At 72.0% G+C, this 24,526-nt stretch carries 18 protein-coding genes and 1 pseudogene; 10 read left to right on the forward strand and 9 right to left on the reverse strand.

The genetic code is table 11. The features are described 5' to 3' along the window. Nucleotides 1-114: 114 nt before the first annotated feature. Complete coding sequence (locus FRCN3DRAFT_RS0239555; RefSeq protein WP_035931204.1) at nt 115-1,095, reverse strand: PaaX family transcriptional regulator; 981 nt, start codon at nt 1,093-1,095, stop codon at nt 115-117. A gap of 224 nt (nt 1,096-1,319) precedes the next feature. Between FRCN3DRAFT_RS0239555 and FRCN3DRAFT_RS0239560 the strand changes: the two genes are divergently transcribed. Next, nucleotides 1,320-2,960 (forward strand): glutamate--tRNA ligase, encoded by a 1,641-nt coding sequence (locus FRCN3DRAFT_RS0239560; protein WP_007516379.1) that lies wholly within the window; start codon nt 1,320-1,322, stop codon nt 2,958-2,960. Between the two features lie 225 nt (nt 2,961-3,185). Here the strand turns inward: FRCN3DRAFT_RS0239560 and FRCN3DRAFT_RS50375 are convergent, their stop codons facing one another. From FRCN3DRAFT_RS50375 to FRCN3DRAFT_RS0239575, 4 genes and pseudogenes are all read right to left on the reverse strand, one after another. Continuing rightward, the gene (locus FRCN3DRAFT_RS50375; protein ID WP_232794397.1) at nt 3,186-6,257 is read right to left on the reverse strand and encodes a HEAT repeat domain-containing protein; all 3,072 of its coding nucleotides are present in this window, start codon (nt 6,255-6,257) and stop codon (nt 3,186-3,188) included. Between the two features lie 129 nt (nt 6,258-6,386). Then, a pseudogene (locus FRCN3DRAFT_RS58030) lies at nt 6,387-6,788 on the reverse strand (toll/interleukin-1 receptor domain-containing protein); the annotation flags it as partial. A 76-nt stretch (nt 6,789-6,864) separates the two neighbouring features. Further along, nucleotides 6,865-7,152, reverse strand: coding sequence for a MoaD/ThiS family protein (locus FRCN3DRAFT_RS0239570; RefSeq protein WP_007516381.1), 288 nt, complete (start codon nt 7,150-7,152; stop codon nt 6,865-6,867). Between the two features lie 94 nt (nt 7,153-7,246). Next, the gene (locus FRCN3DRAFT_RS0239575; protein ID WP_007516382.1) at nt 7,247-8,338 is read right to left on the reverse strand and encodes a WD40/YVTN/BNR-like repeat-containing protein; all 1,092 of its coding nucleotides are present in this window, start codon (nt 8,336-8,338) and stop codon (nt 7,247-7,249) included. 316 nt (nt 8,339-8,654) lie between these two features. On the opposite strand from FRCN3DRAFT_RS0239575, the gene FRCN3DRAFT_RS0239580 reads away from it, so the two are divergent. The 3 genes from FRCN3DRAFT_RS0239580 to FRCN3DRAFT_RS48555 are packed head-to-tail and all read left to right on the forward strand — an operon-like array spanning nt 8,655 to nt 11,882. After that, complete coding sequence (locus FRCN3DRAFT_RS0239580; protein WP_007516383.1) at nt 8,655-9,317, forward strand: hypothetical protein; 663 nt, start codon at nt 8,655-8,657, stop codon at nt 9,315-9,317. Then, a complete protein-coding gene (locus FRCN3DRAFT_RS0239585) occupies nt 9,314-10,732 on the forward strand; it encodes a radical SAM protein (protein WP_007516384.1) in 1,419 nt (472 codons plus the stop codon). The genes FRCN3DRAFT_RS0239580 and FRCN3DRAFT_RS0239585 overlap by 4 nt, the downstream gene beginning before the upstream one ends. A 4-nt stretch (nt 10,733-10,736) precedes the next feature. Further along, complete coding sequence (locus FRCN3DRAFT_RS48555) at nt 10,737-11,882, forward strand: formylglycine-generating enzyme family protein (RefSeq protein WP_007516385.1); 1,146 nt, start codon at nt 10,737-10,739, stop codon at nt 11,880-11,882. Nucleotide 11,883: 1 nt separating this feature from the next. Here the strand turns inward: FRCN3DRAFT_RS48555 and FRCN3DRAFT_RS0239595 are convergent, their stop codons facing one another. Continuing rightward, nucleotides 11,884-12,909 carry an LLM class F420-dependent oxidoreductase gene (locus FRCN3DRAFT_RS0239595; RefSeq protein WP_232794398.1) on the reverse strand — a complete coding sequence of 342 codons (1,026 nt, stop codon included), beginning with the start codon at nt 12,907-12,909 and terminating at the stop codon, nt 11,884-11,886. A 543-nt stretch (nt 12,910-13,452) separates the two neighbouring features. Here FRCN3DRAFT_RS0239595 and FRCN3DRAFT_RS0239600 point away from each other — a divergent pair. From FRCN3DRAFT_RS0239600 to FRCN3DRAFT_RS0239615, 4 genes are all read left to right on the forward strand, one after another. Further along, a complete protein-coding gene (locus tag FRCN3DRAFT_RS0239600) occupies nt 13,453-15,252 on the forward strand; it encodes an acyl-CoA dehydrogenase (RefSeq protein WP_007516387.1) in 1,800 nt (599 codons plus the stop codon). 54 nt (nt 15,253-15,306) lie between these two features. Continuing rightward, complete coding sequence (locus FRCN3DRAFT_RS48560; RefSeq protein ID WP_051467485.1) at nt 15,307-19,752, forward strand: nSTAND1 domain-containing NTPase; 4,446 nt, start codon at nt 15,307-15,309, stop codon at nt 19,750-19,752. Nucleotides 19,753-19,911: 159 nt separating this feature from the next. Further along, nucleotides 19,912-20,322 carry a YidH family protein gene (locus tag FRCN3DRAFT_RS0239610; RefSeq protein WP_007516389.1) on the forward strand — a complete coding sequence of 137 codons (411 nt, stop codon included), beginning with the start codon at nt 19,912-19,914 and terminating at the stop codon, nt 20,320-20,322. A gap of 23 nt (nt 20,323-20,345) precedes the next feature. Continuing rightward, on the forward strand, nt 20,346-20,669 hold the full coding sequence (locus tag FRCN3DRAFT_RS0239615) for a DUF202 domain-containing protein (protein ID WP_007516390.1): 324 nt from the start codon (nt 20,346-20,348) through the stop codon (nt 20,667-20,669). A 40-nt stretch (nt 20,670-20,709) separates the two neighbouring features. Here the strand turns inward: FRCN3DRAFT_RS0239615 and FRCN3DRAFT_RS0239620 are convergent, their stop codons facing one another. Beyond that, the gene (locus tag FRCN3DRAFT_RS0239620) at nt 20,710-21,483 is read right to left on the reverse strand and encodes a siderophore-interacting protein (protein WP_007516391.1); all 774 of its coding nucleotides are present in this window, start codon (nt 21,481-21,483) and stop codon (nt 20,710-20,712) included. 127 nt (nt 21,484-21,610) lie between these two features. Between FRCN3DRAFT_RS0239620 and FRCN3DRAFT_RS0239625 the strand changes: the two genes are divergently transcribed. Continuing rightward, entirely contained in the window at nt 21,611-22,204 is a 594-nt protein-coding gene (locus FRCN3DRAFT_RS0239625; protein WP_035931205.1) for a helix-turn-helix domain-containing protein, read from the forward strand. Between the two features lie 105 nt (nt 22,205-22,309). Here FRCN3DRAFT_RS0239625 and FRCN3DRAFT_RS50380 read toward each other — a convergent pair whose 3' ends face one another. After that, nucleotides 22,310-22,525, reverse strand: coding sequence for a hypothetical protein (locus tag FRCN3DRAFT_RS50380; protein ID WP_027141355.1), 216 nt, complete (start codon nt 22,523-22,525; stop codon nt 22,310-22,312). Between the two features lie 43 nt (nt 22,526-22,568). Then, nucleotides 22,569-22,748 (reverse strand): hypothetical protein, encoded by a 180-nt coding sequence (locus tag FRCN3DRAFT_RS50385; protein WP_027141356.1) that lies wholly within the window; start codon nt 22,746-22,748, stop codon nt 22,569-22,571. A 536-nt stretch (nt 22,749-23,284) separates the two neighbouring features. On the opposite strand from FRCN3DRAFT_RS50385, the gene FRCN3DRAFT_RS0239640 reads away from it, so the two are divergent. Beyond that, nucleotides 23,285-24,322, forward strand: coding sequence for a type IV toxin-antitoxin system AbiEi family antitoxin domain-containing protein (locus tag FRCN3DRAFT_RS0239640; protein ID WP_232794399.1), 1,038 nt, complete (start codon nt 23,285-23,287; stop codon nt 24,320-24,322). Nucleotides 24,323-24,526: the final 204 nt, after the last annotated feature.

Raw genomic sequence — 24,526 nt, forward strand, 5'->3', positions numbered from 1 at the left:
GGTCACGGCACCGTGCCCGGTGCCCGTACGGCTCGGCACAGCCCCGTGGTCGAGCTGCTGCAAGGGGCGACGTCCGCAGGGCCTGGGTCGTGGCCCGCGGCGGACCGGCGCTGGTCAGCCGCCGACGCGCTGGTAGCTGGCGAGGTGCGCGAGGTCGGGGGCGGTCTCGGCGATGACGGCGCGGAACCGCGCGGCCGCGGGCGGGCCGAGGCCGTCGCAGATCTCGGCGAACAGGTCGCGGGCGGCGCGGCGCGGCCAGCGCTCGGGCAGCAGGTCAAGCGGCAGGTCCGGGTCGAGGCTGGGGAAGCGCCGCCAGGCGGCGAGCGTCGCGGTCCGCGCGACCATCGCCTCGGCGCCCGTCACCGCGCCCGCCCTGACCCGGTCACGCAGCGGGGCATGGGTGGCGACGAAGTCCTCGTAAAGGGCGTGCAGCTCGGTCAGGTCCCAGGCGGCCATCGGCGGGCGCGGGTCGCTGCGGCGCGCGTCGACGGTCGTCGTCAGGACCGTGGAGGCCAGCACGCCCAGCTCGGCGAACGCCCGCCGCGCGGGCTCCGCGACCGGGCGAGGACTCACCCACATGCCGTCGTAGAGCGGGGCGAAGCCGAGCCAGCGCAGCCGGCTGCGCACCGCGTGCCTGACGTCGCGCAGGTCCTCGGGCAGCGAGAAGGCCGCGACGGTCCACCGGCCGTCCCAGGGCTCGTGCCGCTCGCCGAAGGCCCGCAGCCGGTGCACGTTCTCCAGCACGACGGCGGACGCCTGAGCCGTCAGCCCGTAGTAGGTGTTGCGCCCGACTCGGGACGACTCCAGCACGCCGCGCCGGGCGAGCCGCGACAGCGCCGCCCGCGCGCCGACCGTCGTCACGTCGAAGTCGGCGAGCAGCGCGACCAGGGCGGCCGACGGCAGGTGCTCACGGCGGCCGTGCCAGTAGTCGCCTAGCAGGCTGCTGAGCAGCCGCTGCGGATGCGACCCCTCCTGGGAACGCGGCAGGTCGACCTCGGCCTGCCCTGGCAGGGCGCGCAGGGTCGGCCGCTGGCGCGGAACGAGCGGACTCCCCGGCAGCTGGTCCGGACCGATCGTCCGGCGCGGCGACGTCACAAAGGGGCAGTTTACGAGCGGCCGGCACCAACCCGGGAGGATCTTGAAAGTTACGATCGGCCAATCGGCCCCGCTCCAGTGACCGCGGGCCAGGCCGAAGCGGCCCTTCTCGATAGGCTTGGCCGATCGAGAAGGCACCCCGGCGCGACGATGGCGAAGTCCCACGGGCCCGGAGGCCGTTCCAGGTAACTCAGCGTTTTCCGTGGTCCGTGGAGGTACCCGTCATGATCGACCGGGACGAGATCGATGCCCTGTTCCCGTCCGATCTGCCTGAGCCGGCGTACTGGGAGACGCGGTACCCGCCGCGGGACCTGCCGCCGGGCGCGATGGTGACCCGGCTCGGCCCGAGCCCGACCGGTTTCGCGCACTTGGGCGGCGTGTACGTCGCGATGCTGGACAAGGACCTCGCCAGGCAGTCCGGCGGCGTGTACTTCATCCGGGTGGAGGACACCGACGCAGCCAGGACCGTCGAGGGCGCCACCGCGCTGTTCGACGTGGCCTTCGGCTACTTCGGCGTGACGGCGGACGAGACCGACCAGAACGGCGCCTACGGCCCGTACACCCAGTCAGCGCGGGAGCAGATCTACCTCAGCTACGTCAGGGAGTTCCTCCGCGGCGGCTTGGCCTACCTGTGCTTCGCCACCAGAGAGGAGCTCGCCGCGGCCGCCGACGAGCAGCGCGCGGCGAAGGTGCCCACCGGCTACTACGGCCGCTGGGCTCCCTGGCGCGACGCCCCCGCCGAGCGGGTTCGTGAGGCGCTCACGGCCGGCCGGCCGTACGTGGTCCGGTTCCGCTCCCCCGGCGACGGCGGCCGCGCCGCGTTCACCGACCTGGTGCGCGGCGACCTGTCGGCCGACGCCAACCGCAACGACGTCGTCATCCTGAAGAGCTCCGACAACCCGGTGCGGCTGCCGACCTACCACTTCGCGCACGTGGTGGACGACCACCTGATGCGGGTCACCCACGTGATCCGCGGCGACGAATGGCTCTCATCCGTCCCGGTGCACCTGCAGCTGTTCGCCGCCGCCGGGTTCGAGCCCGTCGCGTACGCGCACATCGCGCCGCTGCTGAAGCAGGACGGCACCGCGAAGCGGAAGCTCTCCAAGCGCAAGGACCCCGAGGCCTCGGTCGAGTTCTTCATCAGCGCCGGCTACCCGGCGCCGGCCGTGCTCTACTACCTGCGCGGGCTGATCAACGGGCGGCTCGCGGAGCTGCCCCTGGAGCAGGCGCTGCACGAGCCGCTGCGGCTGTCCGAGGCGGGCGTGTCCGGGGCGCTGGTCGACCTGGTCAAGCTGGAGGACATCTCCGCCGACCACATCGCCACCATCCCGAGCGAGGAGATCCTCGGCCAGGTCGTCGCCTGGGCCGAGGCCTACGACACCGAGCTCGCGGCGGCGGCACGGGCCGAGCCCGAGCTCGCGCTGCGGGCGCTCGACATCGAGCGGACGGGCGTCGACAACCCGCGCAAGGATCTGCGCAAGTGGTCGGACTTCCGCCCGGTCTACGGCTACTTCTTCACCGGCCTGTTCGAGCCGGTGACCGACCCGGCCGACCCCCGGCTCGGCGCGCTCGCGCCCGAGGTCGTCCGGGAGCTGTGCGCCGAGTTCCTGCGGAACTACCAGGACCTGACCGACGGCGACGCGTGGTTCGGCCAGTTGCGTGCCGCGGCGGCGGCCACCGGCTTCGCCGGGAGCCCCAAGGAGTACAAGGCCGACAAGGACGCCTTCCACGGCTCCACGAAGGAGGCGTCGCAGGTCATCCGCGTCCTGCTCACCGGCTCGAACCGCAGCCCCGCCTTCCACCTCGTCTCCCATGCCCTCGGCGAGGCCGAGGTCCGCCGCCGCGTCGGCGCTGTCCTCGCCTGACCGGCCACGGGTCTCGTCCTGCTGTCGTGCGTTGTGGCCCCGAGCCTTCTTCGTCCCACGACGCGGGACAGGTTCCCCACAACGTCTGACGAGGCTGGCGGACCGGCCGACGGCGATGGAGGGGACACCTGGATGTCGGTGCCGTCGCGCGTCCACCGGTCCAGCGCGGGATGGTGGGCGCCTCGACGCCTAGCCCGACGGGTTCGCAGCCCCGGGCTGGGCGAGTCAGCCGCCCAGCAGCCGCGCGAGTCGGCGAAGGCGCAGGCCAGACGTCGGGTGCAGATCAGAACGCGCAGCCTCGGCCAGCAATGCCGCCGGCTCGGTCGAAACGAATCTGAGCTCGTCCAGCTCCTGTCCCCGCCCGGCCTCCAAGATCTCGATAGACGACCATGGTGCGCGGAGAACGGCCACCAGGCTGACGTTCATGATGGGCATCTCGATGACCGCCGTGGGTACCGAGATGTCCACCTGGTCGGCGGGCAGCCCGAGCTCTTCGACGAACCCACGCCTTGCGGCATGGACGGCTGGGTTCTCACGCCCCGGCGCGAAGTCGTCGCCGGTCAGCTGTTCCTCGAAGCTGGCCGACCATCGTCCGGGCGCGTACGGGGTGCCTCGACCCCGGCGCGCCATCAGCACCTCGTCATCCGAGCTAACGACGATGCAATGCATGCACGCAATGCCGGGCAGTTGGACAGCCCCACGTAGCCATCCCTCGATCATCCGATCCTGGTACTCACGTAGCCGTGGGTGCGCGCGCCGCAGGGCGCGGTGGAAGGCTGCACCCTGTTCCCAGGTCGTCGCCGCGACTGATACCTCCGTCACGCCGCTGTCGGACCTGGAAACCGCGCGGAAGCGGTACTTCGATTCCCAGCCCTCACCGACCTCGGCGTAGTCCTGATCGGTGGCGAATTCGGCCGCCTCCGGATCGATTGCCGCCTCCTCCGTCTCGACCAGGCCTACGACAACGCTGCTATTTCCGCTGTGGTCGCTGTGGGAAGGCTGCGCCAGCACCTCGAAACCGCCTTCGTCGACAAGGCAGTCCTCGGCCTTCGTGGACCTCGTCACCAGGTCGAGCAGCTCGCGCGCGAGCAGCGGGCGCCCCGCCGAGGCGGCATCGCGGGCAGCATCGACGACCAGCCAGCGCCGAGCGGCGCGCAGCGCGGGGGTCGGGGCATTGTCGATCTGCGTCGCGAGCGCTTCCCGGCACGCCTGCCGGACGTCGGCGGACAGCGGCGGACCGCCAAGCTCGTCGACCAGCGCGGCGCGGGCTCGCGGATCCTCCGCGATGCCAAGGCACCTCGCGATGACTCTGCGTACGAACGTCTGCTGATGCGCGAAGCCGTCGATCAATGCCGTGAGCAGCTGGGGAGTCAGTTCGCCCCGGGCAATCCGCTCATATGCGCGGTCGGCGTAGGCCCGCACGACCCGCCAGTCGGAGTACTGACCCCGTTCGTCAAGCGGGTTGAGGTACCTGACGATCTCTTCTTCGTCAACCTCCGGAGCGGCGCCCGACGCCTGGCCAGCAAGGCGTGCCACGCTTTCCACGGCGGCCCGCCGCGTCCGGGGATCGAAATCCAGCTCCACGATGATCCGCTCCAGAATGCCGATGGATGACGCACGCTCCGTGTCGCCGAACTCCTGACCGAACTCGCCCAGTGCCTCGGCGACCTCGCCGAGAACCTGATGGTCGGCCCCCGACTCCAACTCGGCGAGCGCGAACTCCTGGAGTGCCAGCAGCGCATCCGGGGTCCGGTATCTCGCGAGCGCCTCGACGAACCGTCGGCGCAATGACCAGCGAACCAGCCCATCGCGTAACACCGGTATCGCGCGCTCGGGCCGAGCAGTGTGCCAGTCCTCGACCACTTCGAACACGGACGCCAGCGAACTGGCCGCCTCCGGAGTGACCCGCGCCGGCGGGCCAAGCCCGCTCGCCCTCGCGTCGGCTTCCGACCTGGGCGGATTCACCTGATCGCCAGCGAGACAGTCGAGAACGAGCGGCAGCAGGACGTCGAACTTGTCGCGCAGGACGTAGGTCGCTGCCCATGCCCGAGCGTTCCAGCCCGGGCTGAGCCGCTTCCGATCCAGCATGTCCACGAGCTTGTCGAACGCCCCCCGCTTCAGGTCCTCGTCGGAGGCGTCGTGTGCGACCTGCACGGCCATGGCGAGCAGTGGCCAGTCGCGGTCATCACCCGCGTCCCACGACCACCAGAGCGCATCGACGGCAGTACGCGCCATCTCCGCGGCGAGCGCGACACCCAGCCGCTCCCTTACGGCACGCTGGACCAGGGCGTGCACCCGCACCACGCCGTCATCGACCGTCACGAGACTGAGGCGATGCAGGCACCGCAACCCGTCCCGCGCGTGGTCGGCCGTCACCTCGTCTCCGTCATCGGCACCCGCGACCCATGCGCTCGTGAGCCAACGTAGAGCGGCCGGCGCCTCGAAGACCCTAGCGGGCGCACCGTTGGGGTCGAGCAGGCTCGCGAGCCGCAGCAGCGGCAGGGCCAGCCCCCTGGGCGCCAGCTCGTTCGCGATCTCGATCGACAGAGACCAGGTGACGTCGATCGTTCGCTGGTACTGGTCGGGGACAGCGTCAGCCTCGGGGAAGAGCTCGGCAAGGCGGCGACGGCGGTCCGTGAACCGTCGGCGGTAGTCGGCACACGTCAGGTCCCGGTCCCGCATGAAGGCGACCGCCTGGCCAAGCGCGAGCGGCAGGTTCGCCAGGTCCCGCGCGACTCCCTCTACGTCATCCGCGAGCCGTGGGTGCTCGGCCAGCGCCGAGCGCAGATAGGTCCTCGCCTCAAGGTCGGTGAACACGCCGAGGACAATCATGCGTCGATTTTCGGTGACCAGCGCCGCGTCACGACGACGGGTCGTGACGATGGTGCGCCCCGAGCCCGTGGCAGGTGGCCACAGGTCACGCAGGTGGCCGGGGGCGGTAAGGTCGTCCAAGACGATCAGCCAACGTCGCGAGGTGGTCGCGAGCCACGCCAGGAATCTGCGGGCCGCGTCCTCGGACGCATGTTCGTCGGTGCCGGTGAGCTGCCGCGCGGCCTGCGCATACTGGGCCACGACCGTCTCACGCGACGAGGCGGAGACCCACATCAGGAGATCCACAGTGCCCGCGCCGAGCGCCCGCCTGGCGTACGCGGCGGCCAGCTGCGTCTTGCCCACCCCACCGAGCCCCGCAAGCACCTGCGAGAGCACGGCCGTCCGCCCGCTGGCGGCGATGTCATCAAGAGCGCGCGCCTCCGCGCGCTCCAGAAAGTAGCCAGCCGGCGCGGGTACCACACCCACCTGAATCGGCGGAGGCGGTGGCACTCCAGGGAAGATCGGTCCAGGAAGGCCTGCTTCCGGAAAGACAGGCGGCACGGTCGGCCGGGATCGACCGGCTACCGCCGCCGCGAGCCTTTCCAGAAGGCGAGCCCTGGCCGCGGCCTCGTCGATACCGAACAGGTCAAACGAGACGACCTGCCCGAGGAGCCCCGGGAGCTGGCATTCCGCGATCCGGACCGGTATCAGCCGACGTGCGGCACCCACCGGATCAGCCGCCAAGGCCGCAGACCAGCCGGCCTGGGCATACGTCGATTCCAGGTAGGCACCGGAAATCAATGCGATCGTCCGGTCCCCGCTGGCGGCACCCCGTTGCGTCGATGCGACCCAGTTCGTCCCCGGGACGAAGTCCCACGCCTCCACGAGCACCCGATAGCCCACGCTCTCCAGCTGCCAGGCGACCCATTCCGCCCAACCCTGATCGGCCCTCGCGTGGGAGACGAAGAAATCCAGGGGCCCCTGGGTACTTCCCGCAGTGGTCTCGCCGCCGAGCATGACGCCGGATCATGCCACCCGAACCACTCGCACAACAATCACTCCGACCCGGTGAAAATCAGTGAGGCGGGCCGGGCTAGCCGCCCGCGATGGACGGGATCACCTGGATCTCGGTGCCGTCGCGCAGCGGGGTGTCCGCGCCGGCGAGGCGTCGGCACTCCTCGCCGTCGACGAACAGGTTCACGTAGCGGCGCAGCGCGCCGCGCTCGTCGCGCAGCCGCCGCTCCAGCGCGGGATGGCGGGCGGCGACGACGTCGAGCGCGGCGGCGAGCGTCGCCCCGGCCACCGGCAGTTCCAGCTCCACCTGGCGCGCGCCGCCCGCGTGCTGGCGCAGCACCCCGGGCAGCAGCACCGTCACCCGCATGGCCGCCCCTTCCCCTGCTGCCGGGGACGGGGGCTGCCGGAATCTCGAACGAAGAGCATCTCGGCACCTCCTGTGGCCCGCTGGCTTTGGCCCGTTAGACCACGGCCGCGCGGACGCAGGTGACGTCGGGCAGGTGGGCGGCGACCCGGACCCAGCTGTCGCCCTCGTCCCGGCTGGCGTAGACCTCGCCGGTGCGGGAGCCGAAGTAGACCCCGGCCGGGTCGGCGTCGTCGGAGCACATCGAGTCGCGCAGCACGGCCGTCCAGAAGCCCTCCTCGGGCAGGCCGGCGGTGCGCGGCTCCCAGGAGGCGCCGGCGTCCTCGCTGCGGTACACCCGGCAGCGGCCATCCGGTGGGAAACGCTCGCTGTCGGCCTTCAGCGGGAAGTTGTAGATGACGTCGCGTCGGCTCGGGTGGGCCACCATGGCGAACCCGAAGTCGCTGGGCAGGCCATCAGCGATCGAGACCCAGCTGTCGGCGCCGTCGTCGCTGCGGTAGACGCCGCCGTGGTTCTGCGCGTACAGCCGCTCGGGCCGCACCGGGCAGGGAGCGACCTTGTGGACGCACTGGCCGAACTCGGGGTACGGGTCGGGAAGATAGCCCGCCTTGATCCCCTTGTTCGCCGCCGACCAGTTCTCGCCGCCGTCGAGCGTGCGGTAGACGCCGCCCGACGACATCGCCACGGTGATCCGCTTGTGGTCGACCGGGTCGGGAAGCACGGTGTGGATCGCCTGGCCGCCGTAGCCGGGTTCCCAGTCCGGGCGGTGCGGGTGGTCCCACAGCCCCTGGACCAGCTCGAAGCTTCGCCCGCCGTCCGTAGAGCGGAACAGCGCTGACGGTTCGACGCCGGCGTAGACGACGTCGGGTTCGCCGACCGGCCCCGGAGTGATCTGCCAGACGCGCCGCAGCGCCGTGTCGGTGCCCGTGGGGAACGCGATCGGCGCGGTCGCCGGCTCCCGCCAGCTCGCGCCCAGGTCGTCACTGATCGCCACGTTCGGCCCGAACCACTCGCTCGACAGCCCGACGAGCACCCGGGGCACCGGGCCGCGGGTGTCGATCGCCGCCGAGTACACCTCGACCATCGGGTGGTGCGGGCCGGTGACCTCCCAGCTCGCCCGCCCGTCCCGGCTGCGCGCCAGCCACAGCCCCTTGCGCGTGCCGATCACCAGCAGCACCGTCGCCACCATCAGACCTCCCGGAGTTCCGCGGTCGCATCAAGCCGTAGCCGGCATTCTGGCCGGCCCTTCGACAGGAACCGACTCCCCGATCGCGCCAGACTCATCGCTCATCGCGGCAGAGTCCCGAAAACGCCCACCGGGTCCGAATACGCGCCGAGCCCTACGCCGCATCTCCGGGAACTACGGAACGACTGGACGCGCCGCAACCGGTTCCGATCATGCGACGCCGAAGAGAGACTCGCGCCGTGGCGGACATCCAGAGATCTCCAGCGACACGGTGGCGGGGTGCCTGTCCCCTCACCAGCGAAATCCGAGAGCGCGGCCGGTGAGCGAGCGGGAACTACGGCTGAACTCGCTGGGACGATATGCGAAGACGTCGTCGCGGCTGGTGCTGGAGGAGCACGGACACTGCGAGGTGCCAGCCGGCTGCGGCGGAGTGGTGATGCGGTGGCGCGACCCTCGGGCAGGCACCCCGTTCACCATGCGGATGGTTTCCCGCGGCTACGTCACCGACATGTTCCTGGACGGCGCCCGGCCGCCCTCGGGTCACACCATCGTCCCGTTCGGCGAGCACGTGGTCGCGTTCGCGATCAGCGGGTTCCCCGCGGGCGTGCCCTTCCTCGCCTTCTCGGGCACTACCCGCGCCGAGAGCCAGGTCATTCCGGACGTCGAACAGCAGTTCCCGCAGGTGGTCCTGTCGGCCGCCGACGGGACCTGGCGCTACCGGCGGACGGCGCCGGACGACTACACCTGGATGCTGCCCGGCTTCGACGACAGCAACTGGCCGGCGATGGTCGCTTTGGAGTGGCCCGCGCCCGACCCCGGTGAGCGTCCCGACTACCAGGTCACCTCGCTCACCAGCCAGGGCGCGCTCGGGCTCGGCATCGAGATCCCGGACCGCGAGCTGCGATATCCCACCGACGAACCACGGCGGGCCTGGATCCGCAGGACGTTCACGCTGGTTCCTCCGCCCGAGGTGGCGCGGTGAGCCCGATCGCCCGGCCACCGCTGGTCGTGGTCCCGCAGCATTTCGGCAGCACGGTCTTCGACCGTCGCACCTCCCGATATCTCCCGTTCGACGCCGCGGCCACCGCGGTGCTGACTGAGCTGGCCGAGGCGCCCATAGGCGAGGTGCTCGCGCGCCTGGCCGACGACGAGCGGCGAGACCAGGTCATCCGTTTCTACGAGGACTTCTACGACCGCGGGTTCTTCACGGTGGACGGCCGGCTCGCAGGAACGGTCCTCGAGGGTCTGGACGTGCCTGCGGATCATCTCGTCGGCCCGCTGGCCGTCCATCTCGAGGTCGTGGGCAGCTGCAACCTCACCTGCACCCACTGCTTCGCCGGTGACCTGCCGCGGCGCGGCGAGCGGCGGCTCGCTCTCGACGAGATCGACGACCTGTTTGCCCAGATGGCGTCACTGGGCAGTTTCCGGCTGGGTCTGACCGGCGGTGAGCCGCTGCTGCGCAAGGATCTGTTCGCTGTGATCGACCGGGCGCTCGCGCACGGACTCGCCCCCTGCGTCACCACGAACGGCCTGCTCATCACGGACGAGGTCGCCCGCGAGTTCGGCCGGCGCGAGCTGGTCTGGCTGAACGTGAGCCTCGAGGGCGCGACCGCGGCGACGAACGACGCCGTCCGAGGCGAGGGCACCTTCGCCCGGGTGCTCGACCGGCTGGCGGTGCTGCGCCGCCACGCCCGCTTCACCCTGGCGTTCACGATCATGCGCAGCAATCTGGCCGAGATCGAGGCCTGCGCGCGGCTGGCGCACCAGGTGGGCGCGGACACGGCCGTCTTCCGGCCGCTCTACCCGGTGGGCGTGGCACGCGAGAACCTTGACCTCATGCCGACGTTCGCCGAGTACAGCTCCGCGCTGCGCACGCTCTCCGCGCTCGGCGACCTCGAGATCGAGGAGGAAGACGATGAGGGGGCCGGCCTGGATGTCCGCCACATCGACCCGTTCAGCCCGTTCTCCCGAGACGAGTCCCAGTCGGTGATCTACCAGAACTACGGCTGCGGAGCGGGCAACCTGGTCTGTTCCGTCTCGGTGTCCGGCCAGGTCAACCCGTGCAGTTTCCTCGGCCCCGAGTTCGACGCCGCGAACATCAGGAACCGCTCGCTCGCCGACGTCTGGCACGACAGCGCCGGTTTCCGGGCCATCCGGGCGCTGCCGCCCACGGAGCCCACCAGTGCCCACGGCACCACCGCCACCTTCGCCGGCGGCTGCCGAGCCCGCGCGCTGGCCTTCAACGGCTCCATCCACGCACCTGACCCGTGGATCACCGAACACGCGCACGCCGAGCTGGCACTGGCCGGCGCGGTCCGCAACCCGCTGGCGATCGTCGACGTGTCCGTGGGCCGCGGCCACGGCGGCCAGGGCACGCCGTGCGGCGGCTGTGGGTGAGTCGATGACTGAGAAGACCGCGAACGGCGAGTACGCCTGGCTGCTGGAGGATCACGGCACGGCCGGGGACGCGCGCACCCTGTTCCAGATCGCCAACCGGCTGGCGGCCGCCGGCGACGACCGGCTGGCCGCGACAGCCTTCGACCGGGCCTTCGCCGTCGATCCGGACGACGAGGAGATCGCGCTCGCCCGAGCCGTGCATCTCGACGGCCTCGCGGTCGAGGATCATGGCCTGCGGTTCTGCTACGTCCCCGCCGGCACGTTCCTCATGGGTTCGATGGACGGAGAGCCGGACGAGCGGCCGGTGCGCCCGGTCCGGCTCGGCGACTACTGGCTGTCCGAGACCGCGGTGAGCTGGGCGACGTTCTGCGATGTTCTCGGCTGGGAACCGGCGCCCGTCAGCACCCCGCCCCAGGAGCTGGAGCGTAAGGACGCCTTCATGCTCCACCAGGGCAACAAGATCCGCCGGCAGTACTGTGAGGACGGGACCCGCCGGGCCCGGGACTGGCACGCCCATGCTCCCGACGCCAGGTACACCTCCGGTGCCGGAGGACCGACGCTGTCCGCGGTCAGCCTGTTCGGCAGCCCGGACCGGGGTGGCTCCCAGCGTCCCTGGACATACGACGGCAAGCCCATGGTCAGTGTCGCCTGGGATCAGGCCGCGGCGATGTGCGCCGCGATGAGCACCGGCGCCGTCCAGTACCGCCTGCCCACCGAGGCCGAATGGGAGCACGCCGCCCGCGGCGGCTTCAGCGGCCGCCGCCGTCCCTGGGGCGACGAGCCGCCGACGCCGGAACTCTGCGACTTCGACCGTTTCGACGCCTTCGCGATCCGGCCGATGCGCGCACTACCGCCCAACGGATACGGCCTGTTCGGGATGGCCGGCTCGGTGTGGGAGTGGACGGCCGACTGGTACGACGCGGAGTACTACCAGCACGGCCCGGCCGACAACCCACGCGGCCCGGAGTCCGGAGAACACCGGGTGCTACGGGGAGGATCCTGGGCCGACTGCGCCGACGTGCAGACGGTGTCGTTCCGGATGTCGCGGTCCCCCGACATGTCACGTTCCACGCCCGGACATACGCGGGGCATGCGTTCCTACATGGCCGCGAACATCGGCTTCCGGATCTGCCGGACAGCCGCCGTCTGAGTCACACGGTGGCCGGCTCCGGCGCGAGGCCGGCGAAGAGCTTGGACACGTCGGGGCCGTCGTTGAGCAGGGCGATGACAGGGGTCGTCACGCCGTGCTCCACGTAGCGGCGGACGCCGGCCCGGCACTCCTCCAGCGAGCCGTGGACGCACAGCTCGTCGACGACCTCGTCGGGGATGGCCCGCAACGCGCCGGCACGGTCGCCGGCGGCCCAGGCGTCCCACAGGCCGCTCAGTTCGGGCGTGCGGCCGAGCCACTCGTGGAAGGCCCGGTACACCGGGACGGTCAGGTAGGCGGCGACCTGGCGGCGAAGCAGCTGGCGGGCCGCCACCGGGTCATCGTGGACGAGGACGAAGATGCGCACGGCGATCTCGGCGTCGGGGTTGTGTTCCCGGACATGGGGGATCACGCGGTCGCAGTCGTCGGGGGACAGCCAGTTGAGGATCGCGCCGTCGGCCTCCCGGCCCGCGAGGCCCAGCATCCGCGGGCGCAGGGCCGCGACCAGGAGGGAAACGGGCGCGGGCGGGACGACGCCGAGCCGGAAGCCCTTGACCGTGAACGACGGGTACGTCTCGGTGATCTTCTCGCCGGCGAGCGCGCGGCGCAGGAAGCGGACCGTGTCGAGCATCCGCTGGTAGGGCCGCTCGAACGGGATCGAGTTCCAGTTCTGGACGATGACGTCCGACGACGTGCCGAGGCCCAGCACGAACCGCCCCTCGGCCGCCGCCGACAGGGTCGCGGCCGTCTGCGCGAGCAGTGCCGGGCCGCGGGTGAACGCGGGCAGGATCGCCGTGCCCAGCCGCAGCCGCCGCTGCGTCGCGCCGAGCGCGAGCGGGACGACCCCGTCGCCGCCGGTCGCCTCGGCTGACCAGATGTCCGTGTAGCCGAGGTCGGCGAGCTCGGCGTAGCGGGCCGGGTGCTCGGCCAGCGGCACTCCGGCGAGCGGCACGGTGATGCCCCACCGCCCATCCGTCGTCGGTCGGGCGGTTGGCTCGGACAGCGCCTCGGCGCGCGGGTCAGAGGTCACGGACCCGAAGTATGCGACACCTGTCTCTGGTTCGCTCCGTGCGGGCACGGCGCTCCGGCCCCTTGCTCGCTTCGCTCCCAAGGGACCTCCGCGCCGCGGGGTTCCTGCCGGATCGACGAAGTCGATCTGGGAGGTCCGCCTCCTCCGCTCACGGGCGCTCCGGCGACCTCGCTGCGGCCCAACCCCGTTCGCTTCGCTCCGGGGCCGGGCCTCCGCGAGGCGCGCCTCCGCGCCCGCACGGTCACCCGCCGCTGAACGTCAGCAAACCACAACGACCCGGTCTAGAAGCATCCCCGCGAGCGCCGAGGTCTCGGGTTGGTGACGTCACCGCGGAAGGCAAGCGAGCTGGCGCGGAGGCGCGCCTCCGCGGAGGCCCGGCCCACGAGCGAAGCGACGTGGGTTGGGCCGCAGCGGAGGTCGCCGGAGCGCACGTTCGCGGAGGAGGACAGCGCACGGAGGTCCCTTGGGAGCGAAGCGAGTAAGGGGCCGTAGCGCGCTGCCCGGACGGAGCGAACCAAGGACAAACTGGTTACGGTTACCGCCATGGCCGAGTCTGTGCTGTTGTCGCGGCGAAATCTGGACTTCCTGCTGTATGAGTGGCTGGACGTGACGGCTCTTACCAGCCGGGAACGGTTCGCCGAGCATGGGCGGGAGACATTTGACGCGGTTCTCGACCTCGCCGAGCAGGTCGCGACCGAGCACTTCTATCCGCACCTGCGCGCGGCCGACACGCACGAGCCGACGTTCGACGGGGAGCGGGTCTCGATGATCCCGCAGGTCGGCGTGGCGCTGGACGTGTTCGCGAAGACCGGCCTGGCGGCCGCCACCTTCGACGCGGAGCTGGGCGGCGCGCAGTTGCCCGACGTGGTCGCGAGCGCCTGCTTCGCCTGGTTCCAGGCAGCGAACATCTCGACGTTCGCCTATCCGTTCCTGGCTGTCGGCAACTCGAACCTGCTGGTCACCCATGGCACGCCCGAGCAGGTCGACCGCTACGTCCGCCCGCAGCTCGAGGGGCGTTTCTACGGCACGATGTGCCTGTCCGAGCCGCAGGCCGGCTCCTCGCTGTCGGACATCACCACCCGGGCCGAGCCGCGCCCCGACGGCACCTACCGCCTGTTCGGCAACAAGATGTGGATCTCCGGCGGCGATCACGAGCTGTCCGAGAACATCGTTCACCTGGTTCTGGCGAAGATTCCCGGCGGCCCGGCGGGCGTGAAGGGCATCAGCCTCCTCATCGTCCCGAAGTTCCTCGTCGAGGATGACGGTTCGCTCGGCGAGCGCAATGACGTCACGCTCGCCGGCCTCAACCACAAGCTGGGCTACCGCGGCACCACGAACACGCTGCTGAACTTCGGCGAGGGCCGCCACCGGCCGGGCGGCGAGCCCGGTGCCGTCGGCTACCTCGTCGGCGAGCCCCACAAGGGGCTTTCATACATGTTCACGATGATGAACTCCGCCCGCGTGCACGTCGGCGCGGGCGCGATGGCTCTGGGCTATGCCGGCTACCTGAAGGCGCTGAAATACGCGAAGGAGCGCCCGCAGGGCCGCCCGCCGGCCGGGAAGGACCCGCGCTCACCCCAGGTCCCGATCATCGAACACGCCGATGTCCGGCGGATGCTGCTCGCGCAGAAGTCCTACGTCGAGGGCGCGCTCGCGCTCGTCCTCTACGCCGGCAAGCTGCTGGACGACGAGCGCACCGCGCCCACCCAGGCCGAGCGCGACCAGGCGCACCTGCTGCTCGACACACTCACCCCGATCGTGAAGAGCTGGCCGTCGCAGTGGTGCCTCGAGGCGAACAGCCTCGCCATCCAGGTCCACGGCGGCTACGGCTACACCCGCGAGTACGACGTGGAGCTGCACTTCCGGGACAACCGGCTGAACCCGATCCACGAGGGCACGCACGGCATCCAGGGCCTCGACCTGCTCGGCAGGAAGGTCGCCATCGGCGGCGGCGCGGGCCTCGCCGCGCTCGTCGGGACGGCGCGCGCCACCGTCACCGCCGCGACGGCCGCCGGCGGCGAGCTCGCGGACCTGGGCGCCCAGCTGTCCTCCGCCCTCGACCGCGTCGTCGAGGTCACCGGCGTGCTGCACGGCGCCGGCGACCCGGATGTCACGCTCTCGAACGCCACGGTCTACCTGGAGGCCGTCGGGCACGTCGTCGTCGCCTGGTTGTGGCTCGCCCAGGCGCTCGCCGCCGACGGCCTGGACGGCGCGTTCTACGACGGCAAGCGCCAGGCCGCCCGGTACTTCTTCCGCTACGAGCTGCCGAGGACCGGCCCCCAGCTCGACCTGCTCGCGAGCCTCGACCGCACCACACTCGACACCGACCCGTCCTGGCTCTAGGGCCTTTCGCGTTACCTTCGGTAGTACACCCGTCTGTGGGAGCCTGATGGGGTGGTGACGGGGGCGGACCCACTGGCGGGGGCCGACGGGCGCGTCGACGACGGCGCGGACTTCTTCGTGTCCTACACGGCGGCCGACCGGGGCTGGGCGGAGTGGATCTCCTGGCAGCTGGAGGCCGCCGGCGACCGCGTGCTCATCCAGGCATGGGACTTCGGCGTCGGCTCGCATTTCGTCCACGAGATGCACCGCGCCGCCTCGACGGCGGCCCGCACGGTGGCGGTGGTGTCGGCCGCGTACCTGACCTCGGCCTATGGCGAGGCGGAGTGGCAGGCGGCGTGGGCCGCCGACCCGTCTGGCGAGGGCCGCAGGCTGCTGGTGGTCCGGGTTGAGGACTGTCCGCGGCCTGGGCTGCTGGGCCAGGTGGTCGGGATCGACCTGTTCGGCCTGGACCAGCGGGAGGCCGGGGAGCGGCTGCGCGCGGCGGTGCTGGGCGTGCGCGCCAAGCCGCGGCGTCCCCCGGTGTTTCCGGGCGGTACGAATGCCAGCCCGACTCCCCCACGGTTCCCCGGGCCGGCCGCGCCGTGGGACGCGGCCTGGCAGCCGGGCCGGTCGCCGTTCCCGGGGCTGTCCGCCTTCGACGCGAGCCGGGCGGCGGTCTTCAAGGGTCGCGACGACGACGCCCGGCTGCTGGCGGGCAGGCTGGCGGGCCCGGTGGCGGACGGCGCCGGGTTACTGGCGGTCGTCGGCCCGTCGGGGTGCGGCAAGTCGTCGCTGGTCGCGGCCGGGCTCGCGCCCAGACTGGCCGATGATCCCGACTGGTTGGTGACGCGGCCGATGGTGCCGGGCGTCCGGCCGCTGGCCGCGTTGGCGGGAGTGCTCGCCGAGGCGGGCCGCGCGCGGGGCCTGGGCTGGGACCGCGGCGGGCTCGTCGACCGGCTCACCGAGCCGGGCATGACCATGGAGGTCGTCGAGGAGCTGCTCGCGGCGGCGGACCCGCCGGCGCGGCGGCTGCTGCTCGTCGTGGACCAAGCGGAGGAGCTTCTCACCGCCGGCGGCGAGGCGGGCCGGGAGCGCCTTCTCGAGGTGCTGGCGGCCGCGACCGCCGGACCGGCGCGGGTGGTCATGACACTGCGGTCCGAGTATCTGGACCGGCTCATCGAGGCGGCGACACCGGCCGGGCTGCGGGTACGCGCCGAGGCCCTGCATCCGCTGTCCCGGGACCTGCTGCCCCTCGTGATCAGCGGGCCCGCGCGGCTGGCCGGGCTGGCGGTCGACGAGGAGCTGGTCGCCCGCATGGTCGCCGACACCGGCGACGGGCAGGCGCTGCCGCTGCTCGCCTACACGCTGCAACGACTCCACGCGGAAGCCCGGGAGACGGGTTCCACGGTGCTGTCCGCCGCGCTCTATGACCGGACGGGTGGGGTCCGCGGTGCCCTCGTCGAGCACGCGGACACCGCGCTCGCCGAGGCCACGGCCGCCGCCGGCCGCACCGAGGAGGAGGTCCTCGCCGGCCTGCTCCGGCTGATCACCGTGGATGCCGAGGGCCGGCCCACCCGGCGGCGGGTTCCGCTCGACCAGCTCCCCGACCCGGTGCGGGGCACGCTCACCCCGTTCGTCGCCCGCCGTCTGCTCGCCGTGGACAGTCAGCCCGGCGGGCCGGCCACCGTCGAGGTCACCCACGAACGGCTCCTGACCGCGTGGACCCCGCTGGCCACCGCGATCAGTCAGGCGTCCGACCGGCTGCGCCAGCGCGCCCAGGCCGAGGCCGCGGCCGACGACTGGGATCGGCGCGGGCGCCCCGTCGAGCGGCTCTGGAACCTGGGCCTGGCCGCCGGCACACTGGCCGCCGTCGACCTGGGCGACCTGACGTCCACGGCGCGCGACTTCCTGACGACCGGTCGCCGGCACGGCCAGCGCCGCCGGCGACGCACCATCGCGGTGCTGACCGTGCTGCTGCTCCTCGTCACCGCCGGCGGCACCACCGCGACGGCGCAGTGGATCAACGTCGGCCGGCAGCGCCAGGAGGCGATCGCGCAGCGAAACCTCGCGACGGCCCGGGCACTCGTCACCCAGGCCGAGCGGCTGCGCGACCGCGACCCGGCGGCCGCGCTCCCCCTGAACCTCGCCGCGGAGCGGCTGGTCTCCAGCTTCGAGGCCCGGTCCAGCCTGGCGGCGACACTCGCCGCCGCGCCCTGGACCGGCGCCGCGGACGACGAGCAGAACATCACCCAGGTCGCGTTCAGCCCCGAGGGGCGCACCGTCGCCACCGCCAGCTACCTCGAGGACCGCGGCCGCCTGCGGCTGTTCGACGCGAGCGACCCGGCGCACCCGACCGACGTCGCCCACGTCGACGACGACCAGGCCCTGTCGACTGTCCAGTTCAGCCCCGGCGGGCGCACCCTGCTCACCATCAGCGGCCAGGACGACGTGGACGGGGCGCGGCTGCGCCTGTACGACGTCAGTGACCCGCGTCACCCGGTCCGCACCGCCAGTTTCGACGACGACCTGATTCTGGCTGACTTCGCGTTCAGTCCCGACGGGCGGACCCTCGCGGTCGCCTGCTCCTCCATCGAGACCGGCCGCGGGCACCTGCGGCTGTACGACCTCGGCGGCGCAGGCGGCCCGGCGCGGACCGCCAGCATCGACGACGACCAGAACCTCGTCGATGTGGTGTTCAGCCCCGACGGGCGCACCCTGGCGACCGCGAGCTCCGGCATCACCGAGGGCGGCGGACGGTTGCGGCTGTACGACGTCAGCGACCCGCGCGCCCCGGACCGCGTCGCCAGCGTCGACGAGGATCAGAGTCTCTTCAAGATCGCGTTTGGCCGGGGCGGACGCACCCTGGCCACCGTCAGCCGGCCCTCCGCCGAGACCGGTCACCGTATCCGGATCTACGACGTCAGCGACCCGCACGACCCGGCCCGCACCGCGACGCTCGACGACGGTCGGAACCTGGCCAAGGCAGTGTTCAGCCCCGACGGGCGCAGCCTCGCCATCGCCAGCGACCTCGGCGACGGGAGCGGCGGCCAGGTCCGGCTGTACGACGTCGGTGCCGCGCGCGGGCCGGCCCAGGTCGGCACCATCGCCGACGACGCCGACGACGCCGACGACGACATATACAGTCTCGCGTTCGGCCCTGACGGGCACGTCCTGACCATCACGACCCCGCGCGGCGACGCGGACGGGACACGGCTGCGGGTGTACGACGTCCGCGACCCGAGCAACCCGCTGCCCACCACGACCGTCAAAGACAACCAAGACATCGCCTCGGTCGCGTTCAGCCCCGACGGCCGGACAGTCGCCACCGGCAGCGTGCCAAACGACACGAACGGGGGCCGGCTGCGGCTGTATGACCTCGCCGCTCCGCGCAACCCGGTCGGCACCGCCGCCATCGACGATGACCAGTTCCTTGCCCTGGCCGCGGTCAGCCCCGACGGGCACACCCTCGCCGTGGCCAGCGCGCGGATCAACGGACGCGGAGGCCGGCTGCGGCTGTACGACATCAACGACCCACACGCCCCGGCCCTCACGGCGGCCGTCGACGACGACCAGGGTCTCGGCGCGGTCGCGTTCAGCCCCGACGGGCACACGCTCGCCACGAGTTCCGGCGGTGATACGGCTCGCGGGCGGCTACGGCTGTACGACGTCAGCGACCCGCGCGACCCTGTCCGCATCGCCGCCGTGGATGACGACCAGAACGTCGTCGGCGTCGCCATCAGCCCCGACGGGCACACCCTCGCGACCACCAGCGCGCTCCCCGACACCGACGGCGGGCGGCTGCGGCTGTACGACATCAGCGACCTACGCCACCCACGGCGGGTCGCCAGCATCGGCGACGACCTGAGCTCCTCGCTGGTCGCGTTCAGCCCCGACGGGCACACCCTCGCGACCGCGAGCGCCCATGGCGGCGCCGGCGGCGGCCGGCTGCGGCTGTTCGACGTCGGCGACCCGGGCGACCCGCGGCCTACCGCCGCCATCGACGACGACCAGGATCTCATCGCGGTCGCCTTCAGCCCCGGGGGACGCACCCTGGCCGTCACGAGTGCCGTCACGAACGTGGAGGGCGGGCGGCTACGGCTCTACGACGTCGGCGACCCGCACCATCCCATCTCCATGGCCAGCGTCGACGACGACCAGAACCTCTCCCTGGTCGCGTTCAGCCCCGACGGGCGCACCCTCGCCACCACGAGCGCCCACAGCACCGCTGCTGGCGGCCGGCTACGGCTGTACGACGTCACCACCCCGCGCGAGCCGACCCGCACCGCCAGCGTCGTCGACGAGCAGAACCTCCTCGGTCTCGCGTTCAGCCGGGACGGACGCACGCTCGCCACCACGGGCGGTATCGGGAGCGGTGGACGGCTGCGGCTGTACGACGTTCGCGGAACATCGGCGCTGAGCGGTCGTCTGCGCCCGGTGGCCTGCGGCGTGGCTGCCGGGGGGATGTCCCCGGCGGAATGGCGCGACGAGGTGCCGGACATTCCGTTCGTGCGGACCTGCTGACCGAGCACCACCCTGCGTGCGCCCTCCGAGCGGCCGACGTACCCACCCAGCCGTGTCCGGTGAAACGAACAATCAGGGTACGAAGCATCAATTTCCACACCTGGTCGACTAACAATGTCCGCCATTCCTAGCCCGGCCGACGGCGGTTAGGTTGGCGGCATGGAGTGGCTGCGCCGGCTGTGGCACCAGGGGCGCGACCGCTCGCGGCGGCCGATACACACCATGGGCAAGGAGCCGGACTATCGGTTCAGCCTGGCGAACGAGCGCACGTTTCTGGCCTGGATCCGCACGGCGCTGGCGCTGCTGGCCGGCGGCGTCGCGGTGGTGCAGCTCGTGCCGACCTTCTCGATCGGCTGGGCGCGCCATCTGCTCGGGATCGCGCTGATCGTGATCGCGATCGCGATCGCGGCGACCAGCTACGCCCGCTGGGAACGCCGGGAGCGCGCGATCCGGCTCGGCGCGCCGCTGCCCCCGTCACGGCTTCCCCAGCTCACCAGCCTCGGGATCGCCGTCGTCATGGTCTTCGCGCTCGCCTTCGTTCTCGTCGACGTCGCCCGCGGCCACCAGTGACGCGCGGCCCGGGCGGTCCACGGGTGCACCCCACCGAGCAGCTCGACCCGGGTCTGCAGAGCGAGCGCACCCACCTCGCCTGGCAGCGCACCGGCCTCGGCTTCGCCGCCCTCGGCGCGCTGTTCCTGCACAACGCGTTCGACGGTCACCTCGTGCTCGCGGTCCCTGGTCTGCTCACCCTGCTCGCGGCCGCGCTGCTGACGAGCCGCGCCCAGCGGCGCTACCGCGCGACCGTCGCGGCCATCCAGCTGGGCCGCTCCCCCGCCGACCGTGGCGTCATCGCCGCCACCGCGGCCCTCACCATCGCACTCGGCCTGACCAGCCTGGCCGTCATCCTGCTGCTCTGACGGATCCCGGCCCGGGCACGCCCGGGCCGGTCCCCGCGCCTCAGTCCATACCGCGGCGCCCCGGGGTCCAGAACGGATGGGTGATGACGGCGCGTCGCGGCCAGCCACGGTCCTCCACGAGGTGGCGCCGGACGGCCTGGATGGTGCGCGCCTCGCCGGCCACGTAGGCGACGCCGGGTTCGGCGGGCAGCGCGAGCGCGGCGAGGGCGGCCGGCAGGCGCGGCGAGTCGGCGGCCGGCTCGCCCTCGCGGTAGACGAGGGTGAGCTCGTCGCGGCGCGCGAGCGGGAGCGCGTCGCCCGGACGGTCATGCTCGATCGCGCCGAAGACCGGCGCGTCGGCGGGCAGGGCCCGCAGCATGGCTCCGAACGCGACCGCGGCGGTGTCGTCGCCCGCGAACACGTGGTACGGCGCGTCCGGCTGGGCGACCAGGTGACCCTCCGGTCCCTTGACCAGCACGGCCCGGCCCGCCGCGGCCGCGCGAGCCCAGCGGGCGCCCGGGGCGTCGCCGCCGTGGTCGTAGAGGGCCAGGTCGAGCCGGCCGTCCGGGTGGTAGTCCCACACGGAGTAGGTGCGCTTGAGGTCGCGCGGGTTGCGCAGCCAGGTGCCTGGCGCGGACGGGTCCGCGAGCACCATGCTGACGTGCTGGCCCGGCGTCCAGGCGACCCCGGCGAGCGCCTCGCCGGCGAGCCGGACCAGCCGGGTGCGCGCCGCCAGCTGCTCCGTACCGGTCACCTCGGCCCGCCGCAGCACCCGGCCCAGCGGGTTGCGCGACCGCCCCGACCGCCCCGCCGGCACGGCGTCTGTCGTCTCCATGACTTCCTCCGGGAGCGCTCGTTCTCGTTCGGTTCCACCGTTTTTACCGCAGATAGCTATACGATAGCTAGCAATCAACGCAGACTTCGGCCGGCCTGCCTGGCGCGGCCGGCCACCAACGGAGGTCATGGTGACTCCATCCGAGCCGACCAGAGCCGTCTACGTCCGCATGCCGGACAAGCTCGCGCAGAAGCTGGACAAGGCGGCCGAGCGCTTCGGCGTCAGCAAGCGCGACCTGCTGGCCACCCTCGTATCCGACCACCTCGACATCGAGGGGGATGAGCTCGTCTTCCGTCCGCACGGACGGGGACCGGGCGGGAAGGGCACGAGCGGGAAGGGGACGAACGAGCGCCCGGTCGGCGAGGACGAGGGCGCCGACGACCGGGCCCGCGAGGAGTCCACCGGCGCGCCCCGCGCGCCCAGGCCTGGCGACTTCTGGAAGAAGCGCGCCGCCGACGTCTGGAGCCCGGGGACCGGCGCCGGCGAGACGCGGGCACGGGCGGACCGGGGGAACACCTCCGATCCGGCACCCGCCGCCCCGGTCAGCGAGGTCCTGACGCTCGAGGAGGCCGCCGAGCTGCTGCGGGTCTCGGTCGACGACGTCCGCGCCCTGGTCGAGTCCGGCGATCTTCCCGCCCGCCGCATCGGCGAGGCCTGGCGGCTCACCCGCACCGCCGTCCTCGCCTGGCTCGGCACCGAGTCCCGGCCGGCGTCGGACTGAGGTTCCACCCAGGGGTCCCGGTGTCACCGTCGCGGGGCTCTGGGTCGGGTTTCGCCACGGGGCTCCATCTCGATCTCGGGATCTCGGGGCTCCGTCGCGGCCGCCTCACCGGCACGCGGTGACGAGACGCGGCGAGCCGACGAGGGCGGGCTGGTGGCGCGGCGCCGCGTGGCGGCGGTCCCAGGCACCGGAGACGACGCCGGCGCGCAGGCGGTCGGCGGCGCGGGCGGCTGCGTCGGACGCAATGTGACCCCAGGCGGACTGGGCTTCACGGACCGTCGGGTCGAGCAGGCATTCGGGGCGGCCGTAGAAGGCCTCCACGAAGCCATCAACGCAGTCGGCGGGATTGACACAGAAGCGACGGTTACGGTCCCGCCGAGCGCCGCCTGACCCGGTCGATCGTGAGCATGCGCCGGTTCTCGAAGGCGAGCGGCTCCGGGGCGTACTCGGCGATCCAGTGCGGCCCGAGCACGTCCGGGTCGAAGGTGAGGACGACGACCGGGGCGGGCTGCTCGGCGTCCGCGAGGCCGGGCACCGGAAGCACGACCTGCGCCAGCCGGCCTCCTCAGGCCGAACTCCGCCAGTCCGCATGCCCAGGCGGCGATCAACTAGGTCGTTTCGCGGAGCCCAGCCGATGATCGCTCATCCGGTATGTCCGCGGGCGTTCACCGAGTCTATTTACCCCATTTATGTATGCACCACGAACGATCAAGATTGCCGGATGCAGCCTAGTCCGGTCATGATCGCCCTTGGGGTATGCGCAGCGGCGCCCGCGGAGTGGCGCATCGGCGGCTCCGGCTAGGCCAGCCGTTGCGCGCGTTCACCCGCCGACGGCGACCAACATAGGGCCGGCCCTGCGACGGAATACCAGCTCCTACTGGTCGGTCTGGCCGAGGCGCGCGACACAGATGATCACGTCAGCTCGGCGAGACAGCGGCGCGACCCCAAGAAGCGACCTTCGAGGCGACCGACGCCCCATTCCCCGCAACCGGCCCTAGCCCCTGCGCCCCCGCGCGATTCCCTGCGACCCGTACGATTTTCCGCGCGTCGGCCCTCGCGCGTCGAACGACCATTCGAGGCGTGACGTCAGTTGGGGAAAACGGACCGTCGTCCACAAGGATCCGCCGGCCGCTTGCCTGTTCACCCGCACCGGAGAAACCTGCGGACGTGACCGATCTTGATCGCAAGAGGCTCGCGGACATGAGCCTCGCCGATGCCCTCCGAATCGCGCGACGACAGGACGGCATGATCACGCGTGAGCAGGCGCTGGAGGCCGGCTTGACGGCGGGCCGGATCAGGTGGCTGGTGCGCACCGGCAAATGGTCCCGACCGGGCCGGGCCACCTACCTAGTCCCAGGCGCCGACCCGATTCGGGGTAACGCGCGCGCGGCCGTTGTTCGGCGGCCAGACGCGGTGGTCTGTGGCATCACGGCGGCACGGGTCGCCGGACTCGACGCCTTGCCACTACCCGGTCCAGCCGAGCCCGTACACCTGCTGGTCAGTCGGTGTAACTCGCATGCCCCCGCGTTTGGGGTCGCATTCCATGTGGGCGAGATCGAGGCACGTGACGTGCACAACCTGGCCGGTATCCCCATCACCTCGCCTGCCCGAACACTCGCGGATCTCACGCTCACCTTTGATCGAATGAGGGCGATATCGGTTCTCGACGCCGGGCTGCGTGCGGGCTGGATTCCCGGTATGGACGCGGTCCGCGCGCAGCTGTTCGGACGACGAGGTGCGGTCGCCCGTCGCCCGTGGCTGGCCGAAGTCGATGGTCGCTCGGAGTCGCCGCTGGAGACACACGTGCGGCTGATCCTCGCCGACGCGGGTCTGGCAGCCGAAGAGTTGCAACACCATGTGCATGACGAGGGCGGCTCGATCATCGCCCGCCTGGACCTGGCCTGGCCATCACGTCGGGTCTTCGTCGAGGCGGATGGCGTTGGTTACCACTCGGCTCCCCTCCCGATTCACCGTGACCGTGACCGGCAGAACCGACTCGTCGAACGCGGATGGCGGGTACAGCGATTCACCTGGGCCGACGTCGAACACCGACCAGGATGGATCGTGGCGAGGGTCGCCACCCTGCTCGCTGTCCCGCCTGAGGTGATGTCCGCCTGACAGCACGACAATCGGCGCCAGGCCTGGTACCGGGCCACGCCGGGCCGGGCCGCGGCCAAGCCTGGCGGGGTCAGCCCGGGTCGGGGCGCCAGCGGCAGAAACGGGGCCCATCATGAACTCGAATGAGCGGCCTACCACCTGGTTGGCGGCCGTCTCCGGCGATCACCCAGCCCGCTGGATGCCTTGTGGATCTTCGCTGGGCGA

The sequence above is a fragment of the Pseudofrankia saprophytica genome (assembly GCF_000235425.2).
Taxonomy (GTDB): domain Bacteria; phylum Actinomycetota; class Actinomycetes; order Frankiales; family Frankiaceae; genus Pseudofrankia; species Pseudofrankia saprophytica.